Raw genomic sequence first — 20,003 nt, 5'->3', positions numbered from 1 at the left:
CTAACAGGCCACATGAAACCAGCAAGCGACATCATCAACATCCCGGTTGGCTACTTCGCTCTCCCCGTGCCGCGCACCGGGAGCATCGAGCCCCGTTCGGGCTACGACCGTTCCACGAGCGACGGGCAGGAGATCCACCAGCGGGTGCAGAGGAAACGGGCGCAGGACGACCCGACCTACCAGGCCGAGGTGCCGGTGGGGCGGTTGCTCGAGCGCGGCGGGTTCCGCTTCCAGGTCAACGGGCGCATGGACGGCGTCTACGGCCGCGAAAATACCTGCATCGAGGAGATCAAGAGCTGCTTCAACCTCTGGGACCTGAAGCGGCGCCTGACCGGCGGGTCGCTCCAGGAACCGTACTGCCTGCAGCTTTGCACCTACGGGTACTTCCATTGGCTGGAGCACGGCGTGGTGCCCAGGCTCACCTTCCACCTGGTCTCGTCGCGCAACGGCCAGTCGGCGGACCTGGAAATCACGCTCGACCTGGAAGAATACCAGGGGTGGCTCGACGCCCGGCTGGACGAACTGGTCCGGGAGGCGGCCAGGGCCGCCAAGAGAGCGCAACGCAGGCGCAAAGCGGCCGCGACCTTCCCCTTTCCCTTCGAAAAGCCGCGTCCGGGGCAGGTGGAGCTCATGCAGGAGATCGAACTGGGGATGGCGCTGGGGCGGCGCATGTTGATCCAGGCGCCGACCGGGCTGGGGAAAACGGTGGGGGTCCTGCACCCGGTGCTCAGGGAGGCGCTCGGGCGGGGGCAGGCGGTCTGCTACGTGACGCCGAAGAACAGCCAGCACGAGGTCGCCGAGGACGCGGTGCACAGGTTCCGCGAGGCGGGGTCGAAGCTGCGGTCCTTGACCATCACGGCGAAAAGCAAGATCTGTTTCCAGAACGAGCCGATCTGCACCCCGGACTACTGTGAGTACGCCCGCGACTACTACGCGAAGGTGGCGCGCCACGGCCTGGTGGAGCTGCTGGAGAAGAAAAGGAGCCTCAAAAGCCGCAACTTCCGGCAGCTGGGCGAGGAGTACCAGGTCTGCCCCTTCGAGCTGCAGATCGACAGCGCCAGGCTGGCCGACGTGGTCATCTGCGACTACAACTACGTCTTCGCGCCGCGCTCGGCGCTGGGGCGCGCCGCCGGTCTCCCGGTGGACCAGGTGGGCAAGCCGAACCTCGTGATCGACGAGGCGCACAACCTCCCCTCCCGGGCCATGGAATACTACTCCCCGAGGTTGTCCAGCGCGGTCCTGGAGGGGATGCGCGAGGATCTGGCCGGGGTGCCGCCTTCGTTCCGGCGCGAGGCCGCCGAGCTCCTGGAGGAGTGCGTCGCGGCGGTTCTCTCCTGCCGTCGGGGGGACGGGGGTAAAGCCTCCCGGATCGAGCCGCCGCTCGCCCCCTTCCTGGAGCTGGACGGCAGGCTGCGCGCCCTTTTGTCCCGCTACCTCGAGGCGGACGTTGAGATCAGGCAGGAGGATCCCGTCCTGCGCCTTTGCTACTACTGGTCGCAGTTCACCGAGACGCTGGAATTCGCCGTGCGCTCGGAGCGCCAGGAATTCTTCACCTCGTACCAGCCGCACGGCGGGGGTGGCAGCGTCAAGGTGACCTGCTGCGACGCATCCGAGCTGATCCGGGAGCGCTATGCCGAGTACCAGCAGGTGGTCGGCTTTTCGGCGACGCTTAAGCCGATGGAGTACTACGCCAAGCTCTCCGGTCTCGACCCGGAAGAGGTGCGCTGGTCCGAGTTCCAGAGCCCCTTCCCCCCGGAGCGGCGCAAGCTTTTGATCATCCCGCAGGTCTCCACCCGCTATTCCCAGCGCGAGCGCAACTACGCGCGCATCGCCGATGCCCTGGCGCGGATCGTCGCCCTCAGGCGGGGCAATTACCTGGCCTTCTTCCCCAGTTTCGGCTTCCTGGAGCGGGTGGCCGAGCTGTTCCGGGCTCCGGAAGGCTTCGAGGTGCTCCGGCAGGAACGGAGCATGAAGGGGGCGCGGACCGCAGAGTTCCTGGAGCAGCTCCGGTCGGGGGTGGTGCCCACGGTGGTCTTCGCGGTGCAGGGGGGATCGCTTTCGGAAGGGGTGGATTACGCGGGCGACATGGTGATCGGCGCCTTCGTGGTCGGGCCGCCGCTGCCCAACTACGACCTGGAGCGCGAGGAGATGCGCGCCTACTACCAGCGCCATTACGGCAAGGGGTTCGAGTACGCCTACACCATCCCGGCCATGTCCAAGGCGATCCAGTCCGCTGGGCGGGTGATCCGCTCGGAGACCGACCGCGGCGTCATCGTGCTCATGGACGACCGATTCCTGGAACAGGGTTACAGCAGCGCCATGCCGGCGGACTGGTTCGAGACGCGCGCCGAGGAGCTGGTGTCGGGCGCGATACTGAAGGACGTCGGTGACTTCTGGGCACGGCCGCAGGACCCGGAACAATAAAAAAAGCCGCTTCTCTCGCGGGAGAGAAGCGGCCGTTGCAGGGTAGCCTCGGCTCCCTGTCTTATTTGCCCTGCGCCACCAGTTCGCGGTAGGGCCACCCCTGCATCCCCTCCTCGAGGATCAGCAGGCGCGCCTCGGCGATACCCTTCCCCTTCAGGTAGTCGTAGGTGTTCTTGGCTCCGCCGCCGCCGCGGGGGCAGACGATGACGATCTCCTCGCGGGAAGCGGTCAGCTGCGGCAGCACACGGTCGAGCTTCTGCTTGTCCTCGGCGGACTTCACCGGGAAGGCGTTGGTCTGCACCGCCCCCTTGAAGTGGTGCTGCTGGAATTCCGCGGGCACCTGGATGTCGACGATCTGCACCTTCTTGCCGGTCTCAAGCCACTTCTTGAAGTCGGCAGGCGCCACGTAGCGGTAGTTGCCGCCGAAAAGGTTGCCGGCGAAGGCCGCCGTCGCGGTCAGGGTGAACAGTACAGCCAGGGTCAGTGAAACCACTCTTCTCATCTTTTTCTCTCCTATCCTTTTTCTGTCGGACTATTGCAGCCCGTACATCCTCTGTTTCACGTATCAGGAGCAGCCCGCGTGCAGGGCTGCACCCAGCGCTCCGGTTATGGAAGGATCCTCCGGAACCAGCACCGGCACTCCCAGCGCATTCTCCAGCATCGCCACCAGGGTCGTGTTGTTGGCGACACCGCCGGTAAAAACGAGATGGCGGCACTCGCCGGTCTTCGAGACCATCGCCGCCAGCCGCGAGGCGACGGCAAGGTGCACCGAGCGGGCGATCTCGGCAGGGGGGATGCCCCTGTTCTTCAGGGAAATGACTTCAGATTCGGCGAAAACGGCGCACATGCTGTTGATGGGGGTGCCGGCGTCGGCCTCTGCTGCGGCGCTGCCGAAATCCGTCAGGCCGTAGCCCAGGGACACCGCCATCATCTCGAGAAAGCGCCCGGTCCCCGCAGCGCACTTGTCATTCATCTGGAAGTTGACGATGCGTCCATCCTCGCTCAGCTGGATCACCTTGCTGTCCTGGCCCCCCACGTCGAGAACGGTACGGCAGTGCGGGAAGAGGTGCCTCGCCCCGAGGGCATGGGCCTTGATCTCGGTGATGATGTCGAGGTCGGCGTGCTGCTGCATCAGGTGCCGCCCGTAGCCGGTCGCCACCACCCGCGCCTGCGGGTGTTCGCCAAGCATCTTAAGGGCCTGGCGGTGCGGCTCAAAGCCGCTTTCCACGACGCGGCGCTGCAGCACGGCTCCCCCCTTCAAGGTGACGGTCTTGATGGTGCGCGAGCCGAGACCGATCCCCACTTGCACGGGCTACCCCCTGATCTGCTCGAGGAACGCCTCGACGCGCGTCTGGAGCTGCCCCGCATCGTCCGGGGAATAGTCGGTTTCTATGGACATGAACGGGATGCCGCGGGCCTCGCAGGCCTCCCTGAGCTTCACCGCCTCGATGTTGTAGGTGTGGCAGAACTGGAGGCAGTAATCGATGATCCCCTCCGCCCCGGAGGCCTCGTACTCCTTGAACACCTGGGCGATGCGGTCGTCGTTGGGGGTGAAACAGGAGCAGTCGATCTTCATGTAGCGCTCGGTAAGCCGCTCCAGCTGCTGCTCCAGGTCCTTCGACCCCTCGTCGATCAGGTCCTTGTAGTAGCGGGTGCCGATGCAGCTCTCCTCGTTCACGACGATGGCGCCGGCGCTCTCGATGATGTGGTGCAGCTTCCAGTTGGGGAGCGCCATCGGGGTGCCCGAGACCATGATGCGCGGTGTCGGCGTCGGCGCCACGGCGACGCCGAGGCCTATGCGCTGCTCCAGTTCGTCGCACAGCTCGTGCACCTTCTGCGCGAAGCGGACCGGCTCGTCGTAGAAAGCGATCTGCTCGATAAGCAGCATGTCCTTACCGCTGATGGGGGAGGGGTTATGGTGGCGCAAGGAGTTCAGTCTCTGCAGGGCGAAGCGTTTCGCGTTGATGGTCCTGATCCCTGCGGCCACAGCATCGAAATCGGTCACGGTGTCGGTGATCCGTTCCACGGCGGCCTTGAAATCCTTCACCTCGTCCAGCCAGAGCCGTTTGTCCCGCTCCCGTTTCATCTGCGGGATCTCCATGACGTGGGTCGGGACGTAACGGTCCAAAAGCTCCCAGGTCTTTTTCTTGGCGTCGCAGGTGGTCTCGCCGTAAACCAGGTCGACCACCTGGAAATAGGGGCAGATCTTCCCGACCTTGAAGCCGAAAGCGGATTTGACCATGGGGCAGATGTTGCGCGGCAGGATCTTCTCCGCGTCCGCGATGGAGCCCTGGGCGCCGCCGCAAAGCCCGATGCAGATCCCGCCGGCGGCGACCACCAACTCCTCGGGGACGTAGACGCAGAAGGTGCCGATGACCGGCTTCCCCCCCTTTTTGGCATCGTGGATCTCCCTGATGCGCCCGGTGTGGATGTTGGCGACCATGTCGTCGAAATACGACATCTTTTCAGGGCGGTTGTGCTGCGACAGGAAGATGTTCTTGTAGGCGCCGGTCAGCATCGCGGGCATGCCCGAGAAGCGGGCGACGTCCATGCCAAGCTCTTCCCAGAGTTCCGGGTCCGAATGCACCTGAAAAGCGTCGTTCATAACAGGTCTCTCCACGAAAGATAAAAGAATGAGGATTTTTATATGTTCGCGGTGGAAATAAGTCAAACGGATTGTTTCGATACAAACGGTTGGTGTTATGGTAAAAAGCGATACCTTCGGGTGTTAGAGAACCGGCTGGCGGATCAAGGGGGCGTGCACCCGCAGGCACAAAAAAAGCCCCCGGGATGCGGAGGCTTTTCTGGAGAGGCAGGTGACGGCGCGAATCAGCGGCCGGGCTGGCGCGGGGTAACGGCCACCTTCTGCACGGCCATGTCGACTACGGGCAACGGCGGTACCGCGGTAAGTCCATAGGTTTTTTTCAGGTCGATGTCCTTGGGGACCGCCTTGAGCAGCGCCTCTGCCAACTTCTGGTCGGCCTGGCGGTAACGCAGCTTCACCTCGACGTTTAGCTTCTTCACCCCCTTCAGCGGGGGGACGCCGTAATGCACATCCTTGTACCCTCTGGGAGGGATGGTGTCGTGGCGCGAGAAGGAGGTCACCACCCAGGGGTCGACGGCGAAGTGGAAGTCCTCACCGATGCCGTCGGAATTGAAGAGCCTCGCGTTCGCCGGGAGTGAGCCGTCCAGACCGGCCTGGCCGCTATTGAGGATGGTCCTCCCGGCCTCGTCCTTCGCGACGATCTCCAGCCACATCTGCCGCACGTTGGTGAGCGAGGTGGGGAGGTTGTGTCCGGCGCGGAGGTTCTTGACACGTACCTGCAGTTCGGTCAGTTCCCCTTTGTGGTAGTTCGGGATGATCTCGACCGACGCGGCCGACTTGAGCCGGTCCACGGCCATGGCGTACTGCTTCATCGACGACTCGGCCTGCTCCTGGTTGCCGGCCTTCCTGGCGGCGCCGGCGGCAAGGTAGCTAAGGAGGTAGTTGGCGCCGTTGAAGAAGTGACGGTACTCGCCGCGCTGCGGCTTGGCGAACTGGTCCGCCGCCTTCAAGAATGCCTGGGGCTCCACCATGTGGCAGTCCTGGCAGAGGATGCCGCGCTGGGCGTACGGGCCGTGCTTCCACTCGAGGTAGGTGGCCTCCAGCGGGAAGTGGGCGTCGTAGTGATACACCTGGTGGCAGGAGGCGCAGAGATCGGCCTGCAGGTGCAAGGGGCTCTCGACGCAGTCGTGGAAGCCGCCCCCGCACTCGGCACTGGGCGTGAAGGGCCCGCGCTTGACGAACCGCGGACCGTCCTTGGTTTCGGCACCGGGCGCCAGGATGAAGGAGCCGTTCTCTGGCTCGTGGGAGGGGGTCTGCCAGTGCGTGGTGCCGCTCACGGAATGGCAGATGTCGCAGGAAACCCCGGCCAGCGCCATCTCGCTCAGCCCCGCGTTGCCCGGCCCCTTGATTTCACCGGTGACCACGCCGGCGGGGGAATGGCATCCCTCGCACTGGCGCGAGATCTCGTGGCCGACCGCTTTCACCGCCTTGTTCAGCTCGCCCTGGTAGACCGGGTCCTGGAACGCGAGCTGGTGCACCGACCCGGTCCACTCCTCGTATTGTTTCTCGTGGCAACCCTGGCAGACGCTGGGGGGGGTGAAGTCGAGGGTGGACTTGTCCCACTTGATGAGGGAGGGGTAGTAGGGGTAGAAGTCCCGGTTCACGTCGAAGACCGGGGACGCGGCGTGCGTGGTGCCCGCCAAGGTGGCAAAGGCGACTGCGGTGGCAAGAACGAGCGCAACCCTTCTCTGCAGCACGAGGTCCTCCTTTTGCGTCAGGCATGATAGGCACCGGCAGGGGCCGGAGGCCGTTCGATTATTCCGTGTCCGGTCCCTGCCCCGTCGGCGGACCGTTCTGGCACTGCTTCTTGCGCATGCACTGCTTCACCTTCTTGATCGCTTCCTGGTCGTCGGGAAAAAGCTCGAAGGGAAGGTGCTCGCCGGTCTGCCGGTAGATCTGGTACCGGTTGCAGCTTTGGTAGTCACCGAAGCAGAGTTTGCTTTGAATGTACTGTGCCGCCTTAGGCAGGTCCTTCATGTTGTCCTTGAAGAACTGGCAGCATTCGACGAGTTCGCACGCCATGAGACACCTCGAATCAATCACAAAGTTGCAGTGCAGGGGCAGGTGGTGATCCTGCCGTAAGAAAGCCAGTGCGCAGCCGACCGAAAGCGCTGGCGGGTGTGCAGGGGCTCAGGAAGCGCCTCGCAACCGGTGCAGCGTCGCTTGAATCGTGGCGGCACTGACGGAATCGCCAAAGCAGCCGGCCCCGGCATAACTGTCGAACTCCTCCAGCTGCCTCAGGAGCAGCGCGAGGTCCGCGGGGTCCTTGACAGCGCAGGGCGCGGAGGCAAGTTCGTCGATCTGGGCGACCAGCCAGGAGGGAAGTCCCGCCTCCTCGTGCTGGCGTCGCGCGGTTTCAGCGATTTCCCGCAGCAATTCCATCGGCACTCCTTTCCGTGTCGTTGCCGCAAGGGAAAGACGTCACCGCTCCGGGCGCCCCGGAAATGGCCAGCGCCTTCTGCTGCACCAGGGCCTGGGCTACCTTGCTTCGTGCGGCGGCCAGCAGGCGTTGCACGGTTCCCCGCGACACCCCCAGGCAGACCCCCGCCTCTTCCTGCGTCTTTCCTTCCCCGTCGCACAGGTGCAGCGCATCCAGCTCGTCATGCGCGAGCCGCACCAGGTCAAGTTCCATGAGCGGAGTACCCGCCGGCTTGAAGACCGCGGCGAAACCGGCGCGGTGTGGACAGATGCAGGTTCTCGGTTTGCGCGGACGCGACACGGTCAGTGAGCGCAGCCGTGGCCGTGGTCATGGCCGCCGCCATGGCCGCCGCAGGTGTGGCCGGGCATGTATTCCTGGAGCCGGTTCGCCTGGAAAAGTGCGAGGTTGTCGGCTACCGTGCCGGCTCCGGCGCGATAGACCCGCATGCCGGCGGCGTTGAGCTTGTGGAGGGCCCCGCCGCCGATGCCGCCGACCACAACGGCGTCAACCACGTACCCCCCGAGCCCGGCGACAGGGTTGCAGGCGCCGTGCTGATGCACGCGGTCGCCGTTGCCGATGGCCACGCATTCGCCGGTGGCGCTGTCTACCAGTAGAAACCCGGGAGCCGAACCGAAATGGCCGTAGACTGGGCTGCTCAGACCCTGGTTCGTTTCGACCGGAAAGCAAATCTTCATGAACAACCTCCGAGTATTGTGTATATGCACAAAGAATCACTAACATTCAAAAAGATATATGTCAATATGTTTTAAAGGAAAGATGCCATTTTCTCGCACTGCCAGTGTGGAAATACCCCCCGGCAAGATGGGCGACGAATATTAGATTTGCTTTGACCCCGGCTGCACACAGGTGGTATAAGTGCCGCGAACTCCCACTGCGAGTCATCTTTCTCCTTGGCCATGCACCTAGCGGTTATGCGCAGGAGCCCTGCTTGCCATGCTGACCAGAATCATCCTCTTACTGCTGACCCTCATCTTGCCCGCATCGGGCTTCGCGGCGCAGTCGACCGCTCCCGCCTCTGCCTCCAGGCTCATCGTCGTGGGGGGCAACAGCAACTATCCCCCCTACCAGTTCCTGGACAAGTACGGCCAGCCCGCAGGCTATATCGTCGATCTCACCAAGGCCATCGCCAGTGTCATGGGGATGCAGGTCGAGATCCGGCTGGGGGATTTCGGAGCCATTCTGAAGCAGCTGGACAGTGGCGAGGTGGACGTACTGGAGGGGCTCTCCTTCTCGGAAACACGCGCCCGGGAATTCGATTTTTCCACGCCGCATTCCATCATCGTGCAAGCCATCTTCGCCAGGAAGGGGACTCCGAAGGTCAAGAGTCTGGATGAGCTCAAGGGGAAGAAGGTGCTGGTGCACCGCGGCGGAGGGATGCACAACTACCTGAAAGAGATGGGGTGGGAGCGCGACCTGGTGCTGACCGACAGCCCGCGCGAAACCCTGGAACAGCTTGCCCGGGGGGACTGCGACTACGCGGTGCTCGCGCTGCTGCCGGGCATGTACATCATCCGCGAGGAAAAGCTCACCGACGTCGTGCCGGTGGCGAGCAACGTGGCGCCCCAGCGTTACTACTGCTACGCGGTTAAGAAGGGGAATGCGGAACTGCTGGCCCAGTTCAACGAAGGGCTGAGCATCCTGAAGAAGACCGGCCAGTTCGACGAGATCTACAACAAGTGGATCGGCGTTCTGGAGCCGCAGAAGACCTCCTGGCTCCTCATCGCCAAGTACGCGGCGCTGGTGGTGATACCCCTCTCTTTGATACTGGCGGCGACGGTGCTTTGGTCATACTCCCTGCGCAGGCAGGTGGCGCAGCGCACGGAGTCGCTCTCTAATGCCCTGGCCGAGTTGCAGAGAAACCAGCAGCAACTGGTGCAGGCGGACAAAATGGCGGCCCTCGGGATCCTGGTTTCCGGGGTCGCCCACGAGATCAACAACCCCACCGGGATCATCCTGATGAACATGCCGACCCTGAAGAAGATTTTCCGGGACGCGGAGCGGATCCTGGACCGTTATCAGGAGGAAGAGGGGGACTTCTCTCTGGGAGGGATCAGGTACCAACGGGTTCGGCAGGAGGTGCCGCTCATCCTGGACGAGATACAGGACGGGGCGCACCGCATCAAGAAGACCGTGGACGATCTGAAGAACTTCGCCAGAAAGGACGACGAGGCGCGCAAGGAACCGCTCGACTTCAACGAGGTGGTGCGGACCGCGGTGCGCCTGGTGGATGTGGCAACCCGGAAATACACCAGCAATTTCAGCGTGAGCTACGGGGCCGGCCTGCCGCCGGTCCATGGCAACGCGCAACGGCTGGAGCAGGTGGTGGTGAACCTGATCATGAACGCCGGGCAGGCGTTGCCGGACCCAAGCCGCGGCATCGAGGTCGCCACAAGCCACGACGCCGGGCCGGGGAGGGTGGTGCTCAAGGTGCGTGACCAGGGAACCGGTATCGCTCCTGAGCACCTGCAGCACCTGACCGATCCATTCTTCACCACCAAGCGCGAGAGCGGAGGGACCGGCCTCGGGCTCTCCATTTCGGCCAACATCATCAAGGACCACGGCGGCGACCTCGGCTTCGAGTCGAGCCCCGGGGAGGGGACCACGGTCACCCTTTCTCTTCCGGCTGCCGTGGCAGGGAGTAAAAATGGACAGTGAGCTCTACCCGGCATTCCGGGTGTTGCTGGTGGATGACGAGCCGGCCTGGCTGCGCTCGCTCTCGCTGGCACTGGAAAGCAGCGCCGGGATCACCAACGTGGAATCGTGCAGCGACAGCCGCCAGGTCCTGGAGCTGATGGCGCAGGCCGACTTCGGCCTGGTCTTGCTCGACCTCACCATGCCGCACGTTTCCGGGGAAGAGCTGCTGACCCAGATCGGGGAGCGTTACCCGGCGGTGGCAGTCATAGTGGTCAGCGGCCTGAACCAGGTGGGGAAGGTGGTGACCTGCATGAAGCTTGGCGCCTACGACTACTACGTGAAGACCGATGACGAGGAGCGCATCGTCTGCGGCGTGGTGCGCGCCATCAAGCACCTCGAGCTGCAGCGGGAAAACAAGGAGATGACGCGGCGTTTCGTCTCCTGTGAGCTCAAGCACCCGGAGGCGTTTTCCGCCATCTGCACCGCCGACCGCGCCATGCAGGCCATGTTCGCCTACATCGAGGCGGTGGCCAAAAGCCCGCTCCCCCTGCTGATCACCGGCGAGAGCGGCACCGGCAAGGAACTGCTGGCGCAGGCCACGCATCGGCTCAGCGGCTGCAAGGGGGAGATGGTGGCGGTCAACGTGGCCGGTCTCGACGACACGGTCTTCGCGGACACCCTGTTCGGGCACCTGCGCGGCGCCTTCACCGGTGCCGAAGGGGTGCGCCGCGGGATGATCGAGGCGGCCGCCAACGGCACCCTCTTCCTCGACGAGATCGGAGACCTGAGCATCGCGTCCCAAGTGAAACTTTTGCGGCTGCTCCAGGAAGGTGAGTATTTCCCCCTGGGGAGCGACCAGCCCAAGCGGCTGAAGGCGCGCGTCGTGGTGGCGACCCACCAGAACCTGGAGGCGAAGGTCGCTGAAGGGACCTTCAGGCGCGACCTGTTCTACCGGCTGCGCACCCACCACGTCGAGGTCCCGCCGCTGCGCGAGCGCAAGGGGGATATTCCCTACCTCCTGGACCTGTTCCTGGAGGAGGCGGCGAGGACGCTTGGCAAGAAGAAGCCGACTCCGCCGCCTGGGCTCGTGCAGCTTCTGTCCACCTATGCGTTCCCGGGCAATGTCCGCGAGTTCAAGGCGATGGTCTTCGACGCGGTAAGCACCCACAAGGAGCGCATGCTTTCCATGGAGTGCTTCGTGAAGTCGATCAACGCCACCGGCGGGGTCGTGGCGGAGCGCATCCCGGACCAGAATCCGTTCGCCGCGTTCGAGCCGCTGCCGACCTTTGCCAACGCGGCCGGATACCTGCTGGAGGAGGCGATGACCCGTGCCGGCGGCAACCAGACCCTCGCCGCCCGGCTGCTCGGCATCTCCCAACCTTCCCTCTGGAAGCGCCTCAAGCTCGCCCGCCGCTGAACCCCTATTGCCGGAGTCTATAGTCATAGACTCCGGCAATAGCAGTTGTAACCCACCGCACTCAAGCCACTTTTCCACCTCCCCCCCGGGTAAGACCCATAGCCGACGGCTATAGGGGTTCGCATCCCCCGTACCTTCCCGTTTCGCCAATTAATGTAAAGATCACGGCAATTTGTCGCGAATGGTCCCGTTTGGTACCGATCCTGCTCTAATGAGGCAAAGGCTGTCACAGGGCGAACGCCCTCACATTTAGAAGGAGAGGATCATGAACAAACAGGCGACGTTGGCGATGGCGGGTGTACTGGCGGTACTGGCGGCAGGCAGCGATGCCCAGGCTAAAAGCCTGGAGGACATTCTCAAGGAGAAAGGTGTCATCACCGAGGCGGAGTACAAGGAAGCGTCAAAGGAGAAGCCTTACGACTACAAGCTGGGCAAGGGGTTCGTCCTCACCTCGCCGGACCAGAAGTTCCAGTTGCAGCTTGGCGGCCAGATCCAGGCCCAGTACGAGCTGGACAATTACGAGGTGGGCAACAAGCAGGACGTGAGTCAGTTCAACCTGCGGCGCGTCAAGACCCTCTTGAGCGGCTACGCCTTCACCAAGGATCTCACCTACAAGGCCACCTACAACTGGTCCAACGTCGTGAAGGAAAACAGCAAGGCGATGGAAGAGGTGAACATGAAGTATCGCGTCGCCGATGAACTGCAGGTGATGCTCGGACAGGAAAAGATCCAGTACTCCAGGCAGTGGATCACCTCCAACACCGCCCAGCAGTTCGTCGACGGATCCTTCGTAAGGAATGCCTTCATGCAGGGGTACGACACCGGCATCAACCTGCACGGGGACCTCTGGACGGGGGTGGTGAAGTACGACGCGGGCCTCTTCGGGGGTGCCGGCCAGAACACCAAGAACAAAACAAGCGACAACGCGTACAACTTCAGGTTGACCGTGAACCCCCTCGGCGACATGAAATACGGCGAGGGCGACCTGGAGTATTCCAAGAAGCCCCTGGTTTCCTTGGGAAGCAGCTACTATCTCAACACCGTGAAAAAGACGGTCTCGGGAACCGGCACCACGGCGACCTCCGCCATCGACAACAACAACTCCAACTTCGTAACCGACACCAACGGCTGGCTCGGCACGGCGGTGAAGGGGAAATACTTCGGTACCAAGGCCGCCGAGGACATCAACGTCGATTCCTGGGAAGCGGACTTCGCCTGCAAATGGCTGGGCGCATCGATGCAGGGGGAGTATTTCTGGGGCAAGGCGGTCGGTGAAACCTCCGGCAAGGAGCTGATTGCCAGGGGCGGTTACGTCCAGGCCGGCTACTTCGTGATCCCGCAGCGCCTGGAGCTTGCCCTCCGCTACGCCTGGATGGATCCCAACCGCCAGGTTTCCAGCGACTCCATCTCCGAGATTCAAGGGGCGGTCAACTACTTCCTCTACGGCAACAACCTGAAGATCCAGGGCGACGTCGGCAACCGCCACACCTACAAGAACCAGGCTGACGATCTCGTGGCGCGCGCCCAGGTGCAGCTGCTCTTCTAGCGCTTGACCGGGAAACGACGACGTAACTACAGGAGAGAAAAAATGACACGCAAAACTATGGTACCGGCACTGCTGCTTACGGCGGCCCTGCTGATCGCAGCATCCATCGCATGGGGGGCTGACTCGTCCAAGAGCTCGTTCCTGTCGGGGGTGCACAAGAAAAACAATGTGACCTGCGCCGATTGCCACGGCAAATCGCTTGCCGTGGATGACAGCGAGACGGCGCTGAACAAGAACTGCAGGGGATGCCATGGCGGCTTCGAGGAACTGGCCGCGAAGACCAAGGAGCACATAAACCCGCACAAGTCGCACCTGGGCGACACCAACTGTACCGCCTGCCATAAGGGGCACGTCGCCTCGAAGGCGTACTGCAACTACTGCCACAGCTTCGCCATGAAAATCCCCGCCATGGGGACCGAGCAGGAGTCGAGCGACAAGAAATGGGTGCAGGAATCGGCGCCCGGCAAGAAGGAGTTGAAGTCCACCAGGGTCGAGTCCGCCGACGTGGTCGTGATCGGTGCGGGCGGCTCCGGGTACGTAGCCTCCATCACCGCCCACGATGCCGGGGCCAAGGTGATACTGCTGGAGAAGATGCCCATCACCGGCGGCAACAGCATGCTGGCGGCCGGTGGCATCAACGCCGCCAGGACCCGCTACCAGGAGCGGCTGGGGATGCACGACGACCCGGCAGAAATGGTGAAGGAAACCATGAAGGGGGGGAGGGATAAGAACGACCCCGAGCTGGTCAAGGTTCTTGCCTACAAGTCCGCCGACGCGGTCGACTTCCTGGTTTCGCTCGGTGCCGACATGACCGACCTGGTCCGCTCGGGCGGCGTCGCGGTGGACCGCACCCATCGTCCGGTGGGGGGGGCCGCGGTGGGACCGCACCTGATCAAGGTTTACCGTGACAACGCGGCCAAGCGCAACATCGACGTCAGGGTGAACTCCGAGGTGGTGCAGATCCTCTCCGACGGCAAGGGGCGCGTCACCGGCGTGCAGGTGAAGGGGAAGCACAGCGGCGTCTACACCATCAACGCAAAAGCCGTCATCGACACGGCGGGCGGTTTCGCTGCCAACAACGAACTGGTCGGCTTCTACAAGCCGCAGTTCAAGGAGACCGCCTCTTCCAACCAGCCCGGGGCGACCGGCGAGGGGATGTTCCTCGCGGAGAAAATAGGCGCCAAGCTCATCGACATGGAACAGATACAGATCCACCCGACCATGGGGGGCGACACCAAGGTCCTGGTTTCCGAAACCGTGCGCGGCAGCGGTGCCATCCTGGTGAACCATGCCGGCAAGCGCTTCGTCAACGAGCTGACCACCCGCGACAAGGCCTCCGCGGCCATCCTGGCGCAGCCTGAGAAGTCGGCCTTCCTGGTGCTGGGCGAGGGCATCCGCAAGAGCAACGTGCAGATAGACGGCTATATCGCGCTCGGGCTGGTGCAGGAGGCGGATAGCGTCGCAGGGCTTGCCGCCAAGATGGGTGTGCCGGCGGATGCGCTTACCGCCACGGTGGCGGCCTACAACAAGGCCTTCGAGGCGAAAAAGGATCCGGAATTCCAGCGCCAGGACATCCCGCGCCCCGTCGACGGACCGAAGTACTACGCGATCTGGGTCAAGCCGGGGCGCCACCACACCATGGGCGGCGTGAAGATCAACACCGAGGCACAGGTAATCGGCAAGGACGGCAAACCGATCGCCGGTTTCTACGCGGCGGGGGAGGTGACCGGCGGCGTGCACGGCTGGAACCGCCTGGGAGGCAACGCCATCACCGACACCGTGGTCTTCGGTAGGATCGCCGGCAGCAACGCGGCCAGTTTCATCAAGAAAGAGAAGTAATCGAGCTCGTTGTCAAACGCAAAGCGCCCTGCGTCACCTGGTACGCAGGGCGCTCCAGTTGAAGCGCCAGCCGGGGCGGAGCGTGACCGGACGCAGGGAACCGACATGAAGAATGAAAAACTGTTCAAGTCGCTGTTTCTGATCAACTTCGCAACCAGCCTCGGGTTCGGCATCGCGGACGCATTCTTTTCCACCTACCTTTTCTCCCTCGGGGGGCGCGGTCTTCTGCTGGGGCTGCCGCTGCTGCTTTTCTCCCTCTCGAAGATCATTTTCAGCCCGGTCATGGGGGCCTGCGTCGACCGCATCGGCGCCCGCCGTGCCGCCACGCTCAGCCTCACGCTCTACCTTCTCGTGTCCCTTGGCTATCTCTTTTGCTCTCAGCTCGCGCTCATCGCGCTGTTGCGCCTGCTTCAGGGGCTGGCGTGCGCCATGTTCAGGCCTGTCATGCTCTGTCTGGTTGCGGTCGTTGGCGGCCCGAAAGGTGAGGGGCGCGCGGCCGGGACCTTCGACATCTCCTTCTACCTCGCCGTGGGGGTGGGGCCTCTTCTGGGTGGGGTGCTGCACGATCTCTGGGGCTTTTACGGCATCTTCGCCTGCCTCGCCACGTTGTGCCTGTTCGCGCTGGCGCTCGCCCTGCGGCAGATACCGACACACGGTCATTCGGCAATCCCCACGGGCCGGCGGGAGTCCGGCCTGGCGCTGCCTGCCGCACTGGAGGCGGCGCGCCACGGCACCATGGGGGGACTCCTGGCCTTCATCTTCGGCAGGGGATGCGGGATCTCCCTCCTGGCCGGCTTTCTCCCCATCCTCCTGGACGCGCGGCTGGGGCTCAGCGGCACCCAGACCGGGATGGTGCTTGCTTCCAGCACCCTCGTGATCACGTCCCTGCTGCGACCGGTGGGGTGGCTTTCCGACCGGTTGCCGCGCAAGTCCCTGGTGCTCCTGGGAGGGGTTTCGGTATCGCTGCTCTACTTCCTGGTTCCGGTGGCCCAGGGGTTCCACCAGGTGCTCATGCTCGGGGGAGGGATCGGGCTGTGCAGCGTGCTGTCCCAGCCTGCCAGCACCGCGCTTTTGCTGGAGCAGGGGGAGCGTCACGGAACGGGAGTTGCGGTGGGGATCTTCAACACGTCGCTGAACCTCGGGTTCGTGGTGGGTCCTCTCTTTGGGGGGTGGCTGCAACACCGCTTCGGGCTTGCCGCCGTCTTTCAAGGCGCGGGGTGGATCGGCCTGGCGGCGGCGGTGCTTTTCGCGGCGGGGAGCGCCAGGGGGGAGCGGGTGCGCTCGGGGAATCGGTCGGCCGCCGGCACTGCGGGAGCGGCTTGAGGTGCCGCAAGTGACTGCCGCCACCTCGCACCGCCCCCGCACTTTCCCGCCTGTACGTCATTCCTTGATGTTCTTGTCGATCCCGGCGCGGCCGTCGTCGCACTCCTCCTCGGGTTCGCCGGGGCGGCTGTAGCGCGGGTCGCTGGTCGCGCTGACGCAGACCGGGGTCGGTTCCTCGGCGGCTCCCGCGGCCGCGGGGACGTGTTCGTGATCCCTTCCCCCCTCTTTGGGAACGTCCCCCTTGCTCGGCTGCCAGTCAGCCATGTCCCGGAACATCCGGAAGCGCTCCATGGCCTCCTTTTCCATCTGCTTGCGCAGCATTTGGGCCACCTCCGGGTTCTGCTTTTCCAGGGCCTGGAAGCGCACCTCGCCGGAGAGGAACTCGGCAAGCGACCCGTCGGGCTTCTTGGATTCCAGGATGAACGGGTTCTTCCCTTCCAGCTTCAAAAGCGGGTTGTAGCGGTACAGCGGCCAGTAGCCGCATTTCACCGCGAGCTGGCTCTCCTCGATCGATTTCCCCATCCCCTTTCTGAGTCCCTGGTTGATGCAGGTGGAATACGCGATGATGAGCGACGGGCCGGGGTACGCCTCGGCCTCCGTGATCGCCCTCAGGGTCTGGTTCTTGTCGGCGCCGATGGCGATCGAGGCGACGTAGACGTAGCCGTAGGTCATGGCCATGCGCCCGAGGTCCTTCTTGGATGTCCTCTTGCCGGCGGCGGCGAAACGGGCGATGGCGCCCAACTGGGTCGCCTTGGAACACTGGCCGCCGGTATTGGAGTAGAGCTCGGTGTCCATCACCAGGAGGTTCACGTCCTCGCCGGTGGAGATGACGTGGTCCAGGCCGCCGAAGCCGATGTCGTAGGCCCAGCCGTCGCCGCCGTAGATCCAGATGGACTTCTTGGTGAAGAGGTCCGCCGATGCCGCGATTCCCTGCAGCTCCTCGTTGTCCCCCGCTTTCGGGAGGAGCTCCTTCAGCCGGTCGCCGTGGCGCCGTGAGAGTTCCGGGTCCATCATCCCCGCGAGCCAGGCGGCGAGCTCTTCCCTCAGCTCCCCTTCGGGCAGGTGGTGCACGGCGCGGCGCACCTGGTCGGCCAGGAGGCTCCTGCGCTGCGACACGGCCATGTGGTAGCCGAACCCGAACTCGGCGGCGTCTTCGAAGAGCGAGTTGTTCCACGCCGGGCCGTGCCCTTCGGCGTTGGCGCAGTAGGGGGAGACCGGGGCCGAGGCGCCCCAGATCGAGCTGCAGCCGGTGGCGTTGGCGATCATCATCCGTTCCCCGAAGAGCTGGGTGATGATCCGGGCGTACGGGGTCTCGCCGCAGCCGGAGCAGGCGCCGGAGAACTCCAGAAGCGGCTGCTGGAACTGGCTCCCGATCACCGTGGTCCGCTTCACCAGGTGCCCTTTCGGGGAGAGGGTCTCGGCGAACTTGCGGTTCTCCTCCTGCACGGCGGCCTGGGTGTCGATCGGCTTCATGACCAGCGCGGGAACCTTGGCGGGGCAGATGTCGGCGCAGTTGCCGCACCCCATGCAGTCGAGCGGGTAGACCTGGATCCGGAAGCCCATCCCCTTCAGTTCCCTCGCGTTGACCGGGATGGTCTGGTAGCTGCCCGGTGCGCCGGCCAGCTCGCCGTCGGTGGCCACGAAGGGGCGGATGGTGGCGTGCGGGCAGATGTAGGCGCACTGGTTGCACTGGATGCAGTTTTCCTTGATCCACTCGGGGACGTTGATGGCGACGCCGCGCTTTTCGTAGCGCGCGGTGGAGAAGGGGAAGACCCCGTCGGGCGTGAAGGAGGAAACAGGGAGGTCGTCCCCCTTCTGGCGCAGGATCGGGAACACCATGTCGCGCATGTAGCCGGGCATCTGCTGGTTGAGGCGGAAGTCGGTGCCGTGCCGGTCGTCGGCCTCGCGCCAGGAGTCGGGATAGGGTATCTCGACCAGGCTCTCCACGGCGAGGTCGACCGCCGAGAGGTTCATGTCGACCACTTGGTCCCCCTTGCGACCGTACTCCTTGCGGATCGAGTCCTTCAGAAGCTCAACCGCGCGCTCGAAGGGGAGCACCCCGGACAGCTTGAAGAAGGCGGTCTGCATGATCATGTTGATGCGCCCGCCGAGCCCGGCGGACTGAGCGATGCTGATGGCGTCCACGTTGTAGAGGCGGACCTTCTTCCGTGCGATGGCCCGGCGCATGGTGGCCGGGAGGTTGGCCTCCATCGCCTCCACGCTGTTCCACGGGGAGTTCAATAGGAAGGTCCCACCCTCCTTGATCCCCTCCAGCAGGTCGTAGATCTGCACGTAGGGGGCCTTCTGGCAGGAGATGAAATCGGCCGCGTCCACGAGGTAGGTGGACTGGATCGGGCTCTCCCCGAAGCGCAGGTGCGAGACGGTGATCCCCCCCGACTTCTTGGAATCGTAGGAGAAGTAGGCCTGGACGTAGAGGTCGGTGTTGTCGCCGATGATCTTGATCGCCGCCTTGTTGGCCCCGACGGTGCCGTCGGCCCCCATCCCCCAGAAGCGGCACTGGATGGTCCCCTCCGGGGTGGTCGAGAGGGTCCCCTCCGCGGGGAGCGAGCTGTCGCTCACGTCGTCGGTGATGCCGACGGTGAAGTGGCGCCTGCCGGGGCGGCCGTTCATGTTTTCGAAGATGCTCTTCACGTGCACCGGCCGGAATTCCTTCGATCCAAGCCCGTAGCGCCCGGCGTAGAGTTCCGGGATCTCGCCGCCCCGCTCGAGAAAGGCGGTGCAGACGTCCTGGTAGAGCGGCTCGCCCAGGGAACCCGGCTCCTTGGTGCGGTCGAGCACCGTGATCTTCCGGGCTGAAGGGGGGATGGCGGAGAAAAGGGCGTCCGAGGCGAACGGGCGGAATAGCCGCACCTTGACCAGCCCCACCTTCTCCCCTTTTCCGTTCAGGTACTGCACCACCTCCTCCGCGGTCTCGCAGGAGGAACCCATGGTGACGATGACCCGGTCCGCCTCGGCGTGACCGACGTAGTCGAAGAGCCGGTACTGCCGCCCGGTGAGCTGCCCCACCTGCTCCATGGTGGCCGTCACGATCTGCGGCAGCGCCTGGTAGAAGGGGTTGGCGCGCTCACGGCCCTGGAAATAGATGTCGGGATTCTGGGCGGTGCCCCGCAGTTCCGGGTGCTCCGGGTTCATGGCCTTCCTGCGGAACGCGGCCAGCTTCTCGTAATTGACCAGTCGGGCCATCTCCTCGTAACCGATCACCTCGATCTTCTGCACCTCGTGCGAGGTCCGGAAGCCGTCGAAGAAGTGCAGGAAGGGGAGGCTCCCTTCCAGGGCGGCGAGGTGCGCCACCAGGGCGAGGTCCATCACCTCCTGGACCGAGCAGGAGCAGAGCATGGCGAAGCCGGTTGGGCGCGCGGCCATGACGTCCTGGTGGTCGCCGAAGATGGAGAGGGCGTGGGTGGCGATGGCGCGGGCCGAGACGTGGAACACCCCCGGGAGCTGCTCGCCCGCGATCTTGTACATGTTGGGGAGCATCAGCAGCAGCCCCTGCGAGGCGGTGAAGGTGGTGGTGAGGGCACCCGCCGCCAGCGAGCCGTGCACGGCGCCCGCCGCACCCGCCTCGGACTGCAGTTCCTTGATGTTCAGGGTCTGGCCGAAGATGTTCTTGCGTCCCTCCGCCGCCCACTCGTCCGCCACTTCCCCCATGGTCGAGGAAGGGGTGATCGGATAGATGGCCGCCGTCTCGCTCAGGGCGTAGGCGACATGCGCCGCTGCCGTATTGCCGTCCATCGTTTTCCTGGTTCCGCTCATG

15 protein-coding genes are annotated in these 20,003 nt (G+C 64.2%); 6 read left to right on the top strand and 9 right to left on the bottom strand.

Features of this window, described 5'->3' with window-relative positions:
- Nucleotides 1-12 precede the first annotated feature (12 nt).
- Nucleotides 13-2,424, top strand: coding sequence for an ATP-dependent DNA helicase (locus tag KOM00_RS17105; RefSeq protein ID WP_216500129.1), 2,412 nt, complete (start codon nt 13-15; stop codon nt 2,422-2,424).
- Between the two features lie 61 nt (nt 2,425-2,485).
- Here KOM00_RS17105 and KOM00_RS17100 read toward each other — a convergent pair whose 3' ends face one another.
- The 8 genes from KOM00_RS17100 to KOM00_RS17065 all read right to left on the bottom strand — a co-directional run bounded on the left by KOM00_RS17100 (nt 2,486) and on the right by KOM00_RS17065 (nt 8,143).
- Entirely contained in the window at nt 2,486-2,926 is a 441-nt protein-coding gene (locus tag KOM00_RS17100) for a rhodanese-like domain-containing protein (protein WP_216500128.1), read from the bottom strand.
- A 63-nt stretch (nt 2,927-2,989) separates the two neighbouring features.
- Nucleotides 2,990-3,733 carry an acyl-CoA dehydratase activase gene (locus KOM00_RS17095; protein WP_216500127.1) on the bottom strand — a complete coding sequence of 248 codons (744 nt, stop codon included), beginning with the start codon at nt 3,731-3,733 and terminating at the stop codon, nt 2,990-2,992.
- A gap of 3 nt (nt 3,734-3,736) precedes the next feature.
- Nucleotides 3,737-5,029 (bottom strand): double-cubane-cluster-containing anaerobic reductase, encoded by a 1,293-nt coding sequence (locus KOM00_RS17090; RefSeq protein ID WP_216500126.1) that lies wholly within the window; start codon nt 5,027-5,029, stop codon nt 3,737-3,739.
- A 224-nt stretch (nt 5,030-5,253) separates the two neighbouring features.
- Nucleotides 5,254-6,726, bottom strand: a complete 1,473-nt coding sequence (locus KOM00_RS17085) for a cytochrome c family protein (protein ID WP_328758708.1) — start codon at nt 6,724-6,726, stop codon at nt 5,254-5,256.
- Between the two features lie 58 nt (nt 6,727-6,784).
- Nucleotides 6,785-7,051: a hypothetical protein gene (locus KOM00_RS17080; RefSeq protein WP_216500125.1), complete on the bottom strand. Its 267-nt coding sequence runs from the start codon at nt 7,049-7,051 to the stop codon at nt 6,785-6,787.
- A gap of 108 nt (nt 7,052-7,159) precedes the next feature.
- A complete protein-coding gene (locus KOM00_RS17075; RefSeq protein WP_216500124.1) occupies nt 7,160-7,411 on the bottom strand; it encodes a GSU3529 family protein in 252 nt (83 codons plus the stop codon).
- Nucleotides 7,386-7,748 carry a DUF134 domain-containing protein gene (locus KOM00_RS17070; RefSeq protein ID WP_216500123.1) on the bottom strand — a complete coding sequence of 121 codons (363 nt, stop codon included), beginning with the start codon at nt 7,746-7,748 and terminating at the stop codon, nt 7,386-7,388. Before KOM00_RS17070 ends, KOM00_RS17075 begins: the two co-directional genes overlap by 26 nt.
- A gap of 2 nt (nt 7,749-7,750) precedes the next feature.
- Nucleotides 7,751-8,143: a NifB/NifX family molybdenum-iron cluster-binding protein gene (locus KOM00_RS17065; RefSeq protein ID WP_216500122.1), complete on the bottom strand. Its 393-nt coding sequence runs from the start codon at nt 8,141-8,143 to the stop codon at nt 7,751-7,753.
- Nucleotides 8,144-8,402: 259 nt separating this feature from the next.
- Between KOM00_RS17065 and KOM00_RS17060 the strand changes: the two genes are divergently transcribed.
- The 5 genes from KOM00_RS17060 to KOM00_RS17040 all read left to right on the top strand — a co-directional run bounded on the left by KOM00_RS17060 (nt 8,403) and on the right by KOM00_RS17040 (nt 16,228).
- A complete protein-coding gene (locus KOM00_RS17060; protein ID WP_216500121.1) occupies nt 8,403-10,124 on the top strand; it encodes a transporter substrate-binding domain-containing protein in 1,722 nt (573 codons plus the stop codon).
- Nucleotides 10,114-11,520, top strand: a complete 1,407-nt coding sequence (locus KOM00_RS17055; RefSeq protein ID WP_216500120.1) for a sigma-54-dependent transcriptional regulator — start codon at nt 10,114-10,116, stop codon at nt 11,518-11,520. Before KOM00_RS17060 ends, KOM00_RS17055 begins: the two co-directional genes overlap by 11 nt.
- A gap of 265 nt (nt 11,521-11,785) precedes the next feature.
- The gene (locus tag KOM00_RS17050) at nt 11,786-13,066 is read left to right on the top strand and encodes a porin (RefSeq protein WP_216500119.1); all 1,281 of its coding nucleotides are present in this window, start codon (nt 11,786-11,788) and stop codon (nt 13,064-13,066) included.
- Between the two features lie 42 nt (nt 13,067-13,108).
- A complete protein-coding gene (locus KOM00_RS17045) occupies nt 13,109-14,905 on the top strand; it encodes a flavocytochrome c (RefSeq protein ID WP_216500118.1) in 1,797 nt (598 codons plus the stop codon).
- A gap of 105 nt (nt 14,906-15,010) precedes the next feature.
- Nucleotides 15,011-16,228, top strand: coding sequence for an MFS transporter (locus tag KOM00_RS17040; RefSeq protein WP_216500117.1), 1,218 nt, complete (start codon nt 15,011-15,013; stop codon nt 16,226-16,228).
- A gap of 57 nt (nt 16,229-16,285) precedes the next feature.
- On the opposite strand, the gene nifJ is transcribed toward KOM00_RS17040, so the two are convergent.
- Complete coding sequence (gene nifJ / locus KOM00_RS17035) at nt 16,286-20,002, bottom strand: pyruvate:ferredoxin (flavodoxin) oxidoreductase (protein ID WP_216500116.1); 3,717 nt, start codon at nt 20,000-20,002, stop codon at nt 16,286-16,288.
- Nucleotide 20,003 lies beyond the last annotated feature (1 nt).

Source organism: Geomonas diazotrophica, from assembly GCF_018919385.1.
Taxonomy (GTDB): Bacteria; Desulfobacterota; Desulfuromonadia; order Geobacterales; family Geobacteraceae; genus Geomonas; species Geomonas diazotrophica.
This window is presented reverse-complemented; position numbering and strand designations above follow the sequence as displayed.

Coding starts and splice junctions, on each gene's coding strand:
- KOM00_RS17105 (WP_216500129.1), top strand. CDS start 13: ATGAAACCAGCAAGCGACATCATCAACATCCCGGTTGGCTACTTCGCT.
- KOM00_RS17100 (WP_216500128.1), bottom strand. CDS start 2,926: ATGAGAAGAGTGGTTTCACTGACCCTGGCTGTACTGTTCACCCTGACC.
- KOM00_RS17090 (WP_216500126.1), bottom strand. CDS start 5,029: ATGAACGACGCTTTTCAGGTGCATTCGGACCCGGAACTCTGGGAAGAG.
- KOM00_RS17080 (WP_216500125.1), bottom strand. CDS start 7,051: ATGGCGTGCGAACTCGTCGAATGCTGCCAGTTCTTCAAGGACAACATG.
- KOM00_RS17075 (WP_216500124.1), bottom strand. CDS start 7,411: ATGGAATTGCTGCGGGAAATCGCTGAAACCGCGCGACGCCAGCACGAG.
- KOM00_RS17065 (WP_216500122.1), bottom strand. CDS start 8,143: ATGAAGATTTGCTTTCCGGTCGAAACGAACCAGGGTCTGAGCAGCCCA.
- KOM00_RS17060 (WP_216500121.1), top strand. CDS start 8,403: ATGCTGACCAGAATCATCCTCTTACTGCTGACCCTCATCTTGCCCGCA.
- KOM00_RS17055 (WP_216500120.1), top strand. CDS start 10,114: ATGGACAGTGAGCTCTACCCGGCATTCCGGGTGTTGCTGGTGGATGAC.
- KOM00_RS17050 (WP_216500119.1), top strand. CDS start 11,786: ATGAACAAACAGGCGACGTTGGCGATGGCGGGTGTACTGGCGGTACTG.
- KOM00_RS17045 (WP_216500118.1), top strand. CDS start 13,109: ATGACACGCAAAACTATGGTACCGGCACTGCTGCTTACGGCGGCCCTG.
- KOM00_RS17040 (WP_216500117.1), top strand. CDS start 15,011: ATGAAGAATGAAAAACTGTTCAAGTCGCTGTTTCTGATCAACTTCGCA.
- nifJ (WP_216500116.1), bottom strand. CDS start 20,002: ATGAGCGGAACCAGGAAAACGATGGACGGCAATACGGCAGCGGCGCAT.